Source organism: Lysobacter defluvii IMMIB APB-9 = DSM 18482, assembly GCF_000423325.1.
In the GTDB taxonomy this organism is placed as follows: Bacteria; Pseudomonadota; Gammaproteobacteria; order Xanthomonadales; family Xanthomonadaceae; genus Novilysobacter; species Novilysobacter defluvii.
This window is the reverse complement of the sequence record NZ_AUHT01000007.1, coordinates 104,345-113,242: the sequence shown is the minus strand read 5'-3', so window position 1 is coordinate 113,242 and position 8,898 is coordinate 104,345. Positions and strand designations below refer to the sequence as shown.

General features: G+C 69.3%; 10 protein-coding genes. 5 read left to right on the top strand and 5 right to left on the bottom strand.

Annotated elements, in window-relative coordinates:
- Positions 1-105: 105 nt before the first annotated feature.
- Together hslV and hslU are read left to right on the top strand one after the other, a co-directional pair.
- Positions 106-657 carry an ATP-dependent protease subunit HslV gene (gene hslV / locus G545_RS0107040; RefSeq protein WP_027069761.1) on the top strand — a complete coding sequence of 184 codons (552 nt, stop codon included), beginning with the start codon at positions 106-108 and terminating at the stop codon, positions 655-657.
- Positions 658-829: 172 nt separating this feature from the next.
- Positions 830-2,203: an ATP-dependent protease ATPase subunit HslU gene (gene hslU / locus G545_RS0107035; RefSeq protein WP_027069760.1), complete on the top strand. Its 1,374-nt coding sequence runs from the start codon at positions 830-832 to the stop codon at positions 2,201-2,203.
- A 9-nt stretch (positions 2,204-2,212) separates the two neighbouring features.
- Here hslU and G545_RS13975 read toward each other — a convergent pair whose 3' ends face one another.
- From G545_RS13975 to G545_RS0107020, 3 genes are all read right to left on the bottom strand, one after another.
- On the bottom strand, positions 2,213-2,521 hold the full coding sequence (locus G545_RS13975; RefSeq protein ID WP_154656534.1) for a hypothetical protein: 309 nt from the start codon (positions 2,519-2,521) through the stop codon (positions 2,213-2,215).
- Positions 2,522-2,589: 68 nt separating this feature from the next.
- Positions 2,590-3,387 (bottom strand): hypothetical protein, encoded by a 798-nt coding sequence (locus G545_RS0107025; protein ID WP_027069759.1) that lies wholly within the window; start codon positions 3,385-3,387, stop codon positions 2,590-2,592.
- Between the two features lie 85 nt (positions 3,388-3,472).
- Complete coding sequence (locus tag G545_RS0107020) at positions 3,473-3,937, bottom strand: nucleoside deaminase (protein WP_027069758.1); 465 nt, start codon at positions 3,935-3,937, stop codon at positions 3,473-3,475.
- 82 nt (positions 3,938-4,019) lie between these two features.
- Here G545_RS0107020 and ubiE point away from each other — a divergent pair, with 82 nt between their 5' ends.
- The 3 genes from ubiE to G545_RS0107005 all read left to right on the top strand — a co-directional run bounded on the left by ubiE (position 4,020) and on the right by G545_RS0107005 (position 7,734).
- Positions 4,020-4,787 carry a bifunctional demethylmenaquinone methyltransferase/2-methoxy-6-polyprenyl-1,4-benzoquinol methylase UbiE gene (ubiE, locus tag G545_RS0107015; RefSeq protein WP_027069757.1) on the top strand — a complete coding sequence of 256 codons (768 nt, stop codon included), beginning with the start codon at positions 4,020-4,022 and terminating at the stop codon, positions 4,785-4,787.
- Between the two features lie 82 nt (positions 4,788-4,869).
- On the top strand, positions 4,870-6,816 hold the full coding sequence (locus G545_RS0107010; protein WP_027069756.1) for a M1 family metallopeptidase: 1,947 nt from the start codon (positions 4,870-4,872) through the stop codon (positions 6,814-6,816).
- A 186-nt stretch (positions 6,817-7,002) separates the two neighbouring features.
- Positions 7,003-7,734 (top strand): hypothetical protein, encoded by a 732-nt coding sequence (locus tag G545_RS0107005; protein WP_027069755.1) that lies wholly within the window; start codon positions 7,003-7,005, stop codon positions 7,732-7,734.
- A gap of 48 nt (positions 7,735-7,782) precedes the next feature.
- Here G545_RS0107005 and G545_RS0107000 read toward each other — a convergent pair whose 3' ends face one another.
- Both G545_RS0107000 and G545_RS0106995 read right to left on the bottom strand, forming a co-directional pair.
- The gene (locus G545_RS0107000) at positions 7,783-8,364 is read right to left on the bottom strand and encodes a hypothetical protein (RefSeq protein ID WP_027069754.1); all 582 of its coding nucleotides are present in this window, start codon (positions 8,362-8,364) and stop codon (positions 7,783-7,785) included.
- Between the two features lie 48 nt (positions 8,365-8,412).
- Positions 8,413-8,847: a hypothetical protein gene (locus tag G545_RS0106995; RefSeq protein ID WP_154656532.1), complete on the bottom strand. Its 435-nt coding sequence runs from the start codon at positions 8,845-8,847 to the stop codon at positions 8,413-8,415.
- Positions 8,848-8,898 lie beyond the last annotated feature (51 nt).

Sequence of the window (8,898 nt, the reverse complement as noted above, 5' to 3'; positions counted from 1 at the left end):
GGGAACAGGGAACAGGGAACAGGGAACAGGGAACCGGAGCGCCGGGGCTTGCGTTTGGGGGCGCCACCCCCACACAGGGTGGGACTACCGCTGTCGAAGGCCCCCATGGATCCCAGCCAGAACCCCAATGTGTTCCACGCCACCACCATTGTCTCGGTGCGCCGCGACGGCCGCGTCGCCGTGGCGGGCGACGGGCAGGTGACGCTGGGCAACACGGTCATGAAATCCAACGCCCGCAAGATCCGCCGCCTGGGCCGCGACAACCAGGTGATCGCGGGCTTTGCCGGTGCCGCCGCCGATGCCTTCACGCTGTTCGAGCTGTTCGAGGCCAAGCTGGAAAAGCACGGCCAGCTGACCCGCGCCGCGGTGGAGATGGCCAAGGACTGGCGGACCGAGCGCCGCCTCGGGAAGCTCGAGGCCCTGCTGGCTGTGGCCGACCGCGAGACCTCGCTGGTCATCAGCGGCACCGGTGACGTGATCGAGCCCGACGACGGGATCATCGCCATTGGCTCCGGCGGCATGTACGCCCTGTCCGCCGCCCGCGCGCTGATGACCCACACTGAACTGGATGCCAGGACCGTGGCCACCGAGGCGATCCGCATCGCCGGCGAAGTGTGCATCTACACCAACGGCAACGTCGTGGTCGAAGAAATCTGACCCGCCCCATTCCCCCTCTCCCGCTTGCGGGAGAGGGCCGGGGTGAGGGCCCGCTTGTGCTCTTGCAACAGAAGCGCCCTCATCCGCCCTTCGGGCACCTTCTCCCGCAGGCGGGAGAAGGGAGAAAAGCCAGGAAAACCCCATGTCCGCAAACAGCACCCCCCCTGCCACCATGACCCCGCGCGAGATCGTCCAGGCGCTGGACGGGCACATCGTCGGCCAGCAGGACGCCAAGCGCGCCGTGGCGATCGCGCTGCGCAACCGCTGGCGCCGCAGCCTGCTCGACGAGGGCCTGCGCAACGAGGTCATGCCCAAGAACATCCTGATGATCGGCCCCACCGGCGTGGGCAAGACCGAGATCGCGCGGCGCCTGGCCACGCTCGCCAACGCGCCGTTCGTGAAGGTCGAGGCGACCCGCTTCACCGAGGTCGGCTACGTCGGCAAGGACGTGGAGCAGATCATCCGCGACCTGGCCGACACCGCGGTCAAGATGTTCCGCGAGCAGGCCAAGCAGCGCGTGCGCACCCGCGCCGAGGAGCGCGCCGAGGACCGTATCCTCGACGCCCTGCTGCCGCGCCGCGAGCGCCGGCCGACGGGATTCGGCTTCGGTTCGGCCGCGCAGGAAACCACCACCGTCGACATCGGCGCCGAGCCGTCGGCGCAGGAATCCGACACCCGCACCAAGCTGCGCCGCCAGCTGCGCGCCGGTGAGCTGGACGAGCGCGAGATCGAGATCGAGACCGCGGTGAACGTCGGCGTCGACATCATGGCGCCACCGGGAATGGAGGAGATGGGCCAGCAGCTGCGGCAGATGTTCTCGCAGATGGCCGGCAGCAAGACCCACTCCAAGACCCTGAAGATCAAGGCGGCACGACCGCTGCTGGTCGAGGAGGAGGCGGCGAAGCTGGTCAACGAGGAAGAGGTGCGCGAGCAGGCGATCGAGGCCTGCGAGCAGCACGGCATCGTGTTCCTGGACGAGATCGACAAGGTGGCCAAGCGCAGCGAGGCCGGCATGAGCGGCGGCGATGTCAGCCGCGAGGGCGTGCAGCGTGACCTGCTGCCGCTGGTCGAAGGCTCGACGGTGTCGACCAAGTACGGCTCGGTGAAGACCGACCACATCCTGTTCATCGCCTCCGGTGCCTTCCACCTGGCCAAGCCCAGCGACCTGATCCCGGAGCTGCAGGGCCGGTTCCCGATCCGCGTCGAGCTCGACTCGCTGGACAAGGACGACTTCGTCCGCATCCTCACCGAGCCGCGCGCCGCGCTGACCACCCAGTACGTGGAACTGCTGAAGACCGAGGGCGTGTCGCTGCAATTCACCGACGACGCGATCGAGCGCATCGCCGAGATCGCCGCGACCGTCAACGAGCGCCAGGAGAACATCGGCGCGCGCCGGCTGCACACCGTGCTGGAGCGCCTGCTCGACAAGCTCAGCTACGAGGCCCCGGACCGCGGCGGGCAGTCGGTCAGCATCGACCGGGCGTACGTCGACGAGCACCTGGGCGAGCTGGTGCAGGACCCGGACCTGAGCCGCTACATCCTGTAGCGGCCGGGGCTACTCGCGGAACAGCGGCTCCAGGCTGGCGCGCGACAGCGGCACGAAGCGGTATTCGTCCCCGTTCAGCCGCAACTCGACTTCGAAGGCCGCGGGCTCGTCCCAGAGCGCCTGGTCGATCCGCGCCCGCTCGCCGCTGCCGCGGCGGTACACGTGTACCTGCACGGGCCGGGCGCCCGGCGGCCGCTCAAGCGCGAGGAATGCGTCCAGCGCCGCGCGCTGCGCCACCGGGTCCGTTGCGGACGCCACCGCGGCCCACGCCTTTGCGTGGGCGCTGCCGGGCCTGGTCTGTTCACCGTTCAGGGGCATGGCGTTGCAGGCTGGAAGGACGCTGGAGCATGCCACCAGCATCCCGGCGAGCGCCAATGCGCGCGGCTTCAGTGGACGGATTCCACCCACGATTCAAACAGGTCCATGTGGCGCTCCCGCACGTCCATGCCAGTATGCATCAGGCTGTCGGTGTCCTTCATGGCCTCGGGACCGGCGCGACCGTTGTACTCGTCGGGCAGGCCGATCATGTGGCCGAACTCGTGGGCGGCGCCGACCTGCGGGTCGCTCGCGCCCTTGTGCACCGGCTTCACGTCCTCGCTGTCGAACACGCCGGTGTTCTGGCTCGGGATCACGTAGCTCTGGCTGAAGCCGCCTTCCTCGATGCGGATGATGTCGACGGTCCAGTTGCCGTCCCCGGAGCCGGGCGTGCCCAGCTCGTGGATGTCCAGGTCGATCGACAGCGTGACCTCCTGGCCCTGGTCGGTGGTGATGGTGTGGCCGTCCCACGACTCCAGCACCACGCGCTCGAAGTCCTCGATGAACTGCTGCTTGTCCTGCGCGTTCCAGTCCAGCCCGCGCTCGCCATCGACGAAGTTGAAGTCGATGGCCATCGCCATGTCCAGGGTCAGGCTGCCGTCCGCCTCGCGGAACAGCTGCAGGTCGTAGGCATCGCGCACGCCGCCGGCGGTGACGCTGTCCTCGGACGCGAGCAGAGTGCGCTCGCCGCCGTCACGCCCGGGGGCCGCGGCCGCCTGGTTGGCGGCGTCCAGCATGCGCGCCACGCCGCCGGCGACCGACGTGCGGTCCGCCGCGGTGGCCAGGCCGTCGCGGACCGGCGCCGCTTCGGGCTGCCAGGCCAGGCCGGAGAGCGTGGAGGCGTTGAGGTCGTTGCCGATGCCGAGCATGGGAAGGTCCTTCCGGTCGGGGGTGGACCAGTCTCGGCACGCGGTACCGCTGCGCCAACTGGGGCGTACCCCACGTCGGCCGCGTTCAGCCGGGGTGGCACTCCTCGCCGATGTCCTCGTTCCACAACGCCGGATTCGCCGCGATCCAGTCCCGCATCATGTCGATGCAGCGCTCGTCGGCGAGGTCGATCACCCGCACGCCTGCCTCGCGCAGCCAGTCCAGGCCGCCGGCGAAGTTCACCGACTCGCCCACGACCACGGTGCCGATGCCGAACTGCCGCACCAGGCCGCTGCAGTACCAGCACGGCGCCAGCGTGGTGACCATGATGGTGTCGCGGTAGGAAGCCTGGCGGCCGGCCTTGCGGAAGGCGTCGGTCTCGCCGTGGATGGAGGGGTCGCCCTCCTGCACGCGGCGGTTGCGGCCGGAGCCGAGCACGCTGCCGTCGGCGTGGTACAGCGCGGCCCCGATCGGGATGCCTCCCTCCGCCAGGCCGGTGCGGGCCTCCTCGAGGGCGGTGTCAAGCATTGCGCGGTACTGGTCGATGTCCATGTCCATGGGCGGCTCCTGCGGGAAAGGGGGTTCCCATCCTGACATGCCGCCCCGCGCGGTCCACCAGTGCGATAATCCGCCCATGGACCAGACCCCCGGCAACAAGCCCGACGACACCACCCACTTCGGCTTCCGCGACGTCCCGGCGCGGGACAAGCAGAAGCTGGTCGGCCAGGTGTTCTCCTCGGTCGCAGGCAACTACGACCTGATGAACGACCTGATGTCGCTGGGCATCCACCGCGCGTGGAAGCGCTACTACGTGGCGACCTCGCAGGTGCGCCGCGGCGACCGGGTGCTGGACCTGGCCGGCGGGACCGGCGACATCGCCGCGCTGCTGCGGCCGCGGGTGGGCGCGACCGGGTCGATCGTGCTGGGCGACATCAACGGCGACATGCTGCGCGTGGGCCGCGACCGCATGCTCGACCGGGGGTACGTCGACGGCTTCGAGTACGTGCAGTGCAACGCCGAGGCCCTGCCGTTCCCCGATGCCAGCTTCGACCTGGTGACCATGGCCTTCGGCCTGCGCAACGTGACCGACAAGGACGCCGCGCTGCGCGAGATCCGCCGCGTGCTCAAGGTCGGCGGGCAGGCTCGGGTGCTGGAATTCTCCGAGGTCAAGCCGGAGTGGTTCCGCCCGGTCTACGACTTCCATTCCTTCCAGGTGCTGCCGCGGCTGGGGCGCCTGTTCGCAGGCGACGAGGACAGCTACCGCTACCTCGCCGAGAGCATCCGCAAGCACCCGCCCCAGGATGAGCTGAAGGCGATGATGGAAGCGGCCGGGCTGGAGCGCTGCAGCTACCGCAACCTTTCGGCGGGCATCTGCGCGGTGCATACCGGCTACCGGTTCTGATCCGAACGGCCAGCTCCGGTACTTCGCGCCCCCTTCACCTCGCGGCTACACTCACGGGTCCGATCAAAACCACGGATCCGCCATGCGACTTCCGATGATGACCCTTTGCCTGGCCGCCGCGTTCGCGGTGACCGGCTGCTCGCGCGAGGCCGTCCCCGCCGGCGCCGCGTCCGCGCCCGAGGGCCGTACCGACCCGGTGGCCGCCGTGGTCGAGCACGACCCGTTCTCCTACGCAGAGCCGGCCAAGGTCCGCATCGACGACCTGGCGCTGGAGCTGGACATGGATTTCGACGCGAAGACCCTGTCCGGCAGCGCGACCTACACACTGGACTGGCGCGACGACAGTGCCCGCGAGCTGGTGCTCGACACCCGCGACCTCACCATCGACAAGGTGGTCGGCGAGCGCGGCGACGGCAAGTGGCAGGACCTGGAGTACTCGCTGGCCGAAGCCGACCCGCGCCTGGGCAGCAAGCTCACCATCCAGGCCCCGGACCGAAACCCGCGCATCCGCGTGAACTACACGACGTCGCCGGAGGCTTCGGGCCTGCAGTGGCTGACCCCTGCGATGACCGACGGCGGCGAGCAGCCCTTCATGTTCAGCCAGTCCCAGCAGATCCACGCCCGCTCCTGGGTGCCGCTGCAGGACACCCCGCAGGTGCGCTTCACCTACACCGCGCACGTCACCAGCCCGGATGACGTGATGGTGCTGATGAGCGCGGACAACGATCCGGAGGCGGAGCGCGACGGCGACTACCGCTTCGAGATGCCGCAGCCGATCCCGTCCTACCTGCTGGCGATCGCGGCCGGCGACCTGGTGTTCGAGCCGATCAGCGAGCGTGCCGGCGTCTGGGCCGAGCCGGGCATGGTCGAGGCCGCGGTGGAGGAGTTCGCCGACACCGAGAAGATGATCCAGGTCACCGAGGAGCTGTACGGCCCGTACCAGTGGGGCCGCTACGACCTGCTGATCCTGCCGCCCTCGTTCCCGTACGGCGGCATGGAAAACCCGCGCCTGAGCTTCATCACCCCCACCGTGATCGTCGGCGACAAGTCGCTGGTCTCGCTGATCGCCCACGAGCTGGCGCACAGCTGGTCGGGCAACCTGGTCACCTTCGCCACCCCGAAGGACCAGTGGCTCAACGAGGGCATCACCAGCTACGTCGAGAACCGCATCGTCGAGGAGCTCTACGGCCGCGACTTCGCCGTGATGGAGGCCGCGATCGCCCAGAACGACCTGCGCGCCAGCCTCGACAGCATGGATCCGCAGGCACAGGCCCTGGCGATCCGCCCGGAGGTCGAGGTCGACGCCAACTCGACCTACACCGCGGTGGCCTACGACAAGGGCGCCTGGTTCCTGATGTTCCTGGAGCAGCGCTTCGGCCGCGAGGCCTTCGATGCCTTCCTGCGCAAGTACTTCGACGACTTCGCGTTCCAGTCCGTCACCACGCAGACCTTCTTCGACTACGCCAGCGAGCACCTGCTGGGCGCGAACCCCGGCAAGGTCACGGAGGCCGAGCTGGAGCAGTGGCTGTACGAGCCGGGCATCCCGGACTCCGCCCCGGTGTCGGCCTCGACCCAGTTCGACCAGGTCGACGCGCTGCGCCAGGCCTGGCTCGACGGCGAGGGCCTGCCGGCGAAGGACGCCACCGACGCCTGGTCCACCCAGGAGTGGCTGCACTTCCTCGACGGCATGCCGCCCACCCTGGAGCAGGCCCAGCTGGCCGAACTCGACCGCGCGTACGAGTTCACCGGCACCGCCAACGGCGAGATCGCCATGCGCTGGTACCCGCTCGCCGTCCGTAGCGGCTACGACCAGGCCAACGGCGAGATCGAGGAGTTCCTCGAGGAGATCGGCCGCCGCAAGCTGATCATGCCGACCTACGCCGAGCTGGTGAAAACCCCCGAGGGCCTGGCCATCGCCGAGCGGGTGCTGGAGAAGGCCCGCCCCGGCTACCACCCGATCACCACCGCCTCGGTGGAGCGGGTGATCGCCGAAGCCAAGGGCGAGACGGCCGCGCCGGTCGCGGAATAACGCCCGGGCGAACCACGCCACATGCACCACCAGCGGCCGCCTCCGGGCGGCCGCTGCGTTTCCGCCATCCCCGCGCGCGCCCGTCATCCCTGCGCGTGCCTGTCATCCCCGCGCACGCGGGGATCCATGGCCGCTGGCGGGGAACCCGCTCTTACAATGCATCCGTCCAGCCTGTAGGAAGCGCCCATGAACCTCCGCACCGCCCTCCTGTGCACCGCCATCACCCTCGGCCTGGCCGCCTGCCAGCCGGCTGCCGATCCCGAGGCCGAGCGCGCCCGCCAGGCCGCGGCCGCCGAAGAGGCGGCCGCCGACATGGCCCGCCAGTTCGAGGAGAACTACGACGCGGAGAACTGGCAGCTGGCGAAGGCGCACGGCGACGTGCTGCTGTCGCAGTACCCGGAGAGCGAGGCCGCGGCCGCGATCAAGGAGCGCCACGCCGATGCCGCCCAGCGGGCGAACGACATCCGCGAGGACGAGCGTACCGCCGCCCTGTGGGCCTACCAGCGCGAGCCGCAGGCCAGTGGCGGGGCGCAGATCTCCGCGGCGATCTATGCGAAGGACAACGTCAAGACCGACGACGGCAGCGCCCGTCCTGTCCGGTTGATCTTCCGGGACCATCCGGAGTGGGGCACCAGCGCCTACCTGACGCTGGAGACCGGCGACTTCGACTGCTACTCCGGCTGCGACCTCAGGGTGACCCTCGACGACGCGGAGCCGGTCACCATGGACGGCAGCCGCCCGGACACCGACGAGGCGATCGCGATGTTCATCGAGGACGAGAAAGCCCTGTGGCGGCACGCCATCGCCGCCGACGTGCTCAGCATCGAGTTCCCGGTGAAGGCGGGCGGTACCCGCACCGCGGTGTTCGAGACGCGGGGGCTGGATCCCTCGAACCTGCCGAAGTGGCCGCAGGAATAATCTTGCGGCGTTGTAGGGCGCAATGGGCGGAACGCCGTATTGCAGCAATCACCCGGCAGGCGTGTCCTCGTAGCGTCGTGCCCGGGCAAGGGGTTGCCGGGCCGTGATCAAGGTGATGCAGTCTGGTGCATCGGTATCGGCCGCAACCATGAGCTTGCCCCCATCGGGATATTCGGCGGTGTAGCCAAGCGTGCCGGGTGTTCCCGTGGGGGCATGCGGAGAAGGCGGGATACGGAAAGTTTCAGTCGCACCCACGCGTGCCGACAAAGCTTGGATGCCCGCGCAGGGTTCGGGCTCTACCCTCGCGAGTACCAGCCTGGAACTATCGACGCCCCCGAGCCGGGTACGGATCTCGATCTCCCGGACAACGTGTCCCCGAGGATCAACGAAGCCGGCGGTCCTGGCATCGGCCGGCGGGCGCGCTTCCCCGGGGGACGGCAAAGGGACCAGCGGTTCAAGGGCGCGGGACACCGTGGATTCGCCCTTCGCGATGGCATCCATGGCGTCGGCAAGGGCTTCGAGCGTGGGCTGCTGCGTCGCGTCAGACGGGGCTTGGGCCAGTCCCGCATGGCAAGCGGCAAGCAGGCTCGTGATGACCGCGACGGCGAGAAGAACGGGCTTCAAGTGCATGTGTCCTCTCAAGGCTTCATATGCCGCAGGAGTGATCCTCGCCCGGGATTAGTTCCGGGCGGCGGTCATCAGCGTCACACACTTCCATTCGTCATGGCCGCTGGCCACGAGGAAGCGGCCGCCACTCTCGGATTCGTGGGCGTAACCACTCACCCACCCGCTGGCGGGGTCGTGTGCGCTCGAAGGGAACTCGACCCGCTCGTGCGCCCCCGCGGCGAGCGCGAACTGCCGGAAAGGCAGGCATGGGGTGTCGTGCACGTAGAGCAGGACGAAGGGGGCGTCGTCAAAGCCTCCCTGGCGGACCCTCACCTCGAAGGACTCGATGCGATAGCCGTCGGCGGTAGGGAGATCCCCGGCCGTGAAGCTCCAGTGCTCCCGCGACAAGTCGATCCCCGAGGTTTCCACTCCCAGGCCCGCCGCGAGCTGACTGCCCGGGATGGATCCGTCGGCGAACCCGCGCATCAACCGCGCTACTTCTTCCATTGCGGGGTGTTCCGGCCCGGTCCGCTGGAGAGGGCCCGCGCAGGCGGCAAG

What these genes read in the sequence shown, in the direction of transcription:
- G545_RS0107005 (WP_027069755.1), top strand. Translation starts at nt 7,003, where the DNA reads ATGAACCTCCGCACCGCCCTCCTGTGCACCGCCATCACCCTCGGCCTG.
- hslV (WP_027069761.1), top strand. Translation starts at nt 106, where the DNA reads ATGGATCCCAGCCAGAACCCCAATGTGTTCCACGCCACCACCATTGTC.
- ubiE (WP_027069757.1), top strand. Translation starts at nt 4,020, where the DNA reads ATGGACCAGACCCCCGGCAACAAGCCCGACGACACCACCCACTTCGGC.
- G545_RS0106995 (WP_154656532.1), bottom strand. Translation starts at nt 8,847, where the DNA reads ATGGAAGAAGTAGCGCGGTTGATGCGCGGGTTCGCCGACGGATCCATC.
- G545_RS13975 (WP_154656534.1), bottom strand. Translation starts at nt 2,521, where the DNA reads ATGCCCCTGAACGGTGAACAGACCAGGCCCGGCAGCGCCCACGCAAAG.
- G545_RS0107020 (WP_027069758.1), bottom strand. Translation starts at nt 3,937, where the DNA reads ATGGACATCGACCAGTACCGCGCAATGCTTGACACCGCCCTCGAGGAG.
- G545_RS0107010 (WP_027069756.1), top strand. Translation starts at nt 4,870, where the DNA reads ATGCGACTTCCGATGATGACCCTTTGCCTGGCCGCCGCGTTCGCGGTG.
- G545_RS0107025 (WP_027069759.1), bottom strand. Translation starts at nt 3,387, where the DNA reads ATGCTCGGCATCGGCAACGACCTCAACGCCTCCACGCTCTCCGGCCTG.
- hslU (WP_027069760.1), top strand. Translation starts at nt 830, where the DNA reads ATGACCCCGCGCGAGATCGTCCAGGCGCTGGACGGGCACATCGTCGGC.
- G545_RS0107000 (WP_027069754.1), bottom strand. Translation starts at nt 8,364, where the DNA reads ATGCACTTGAAGCCCGTTCTTCTCGCCGTCGCGGTCATCACGAGCCTG.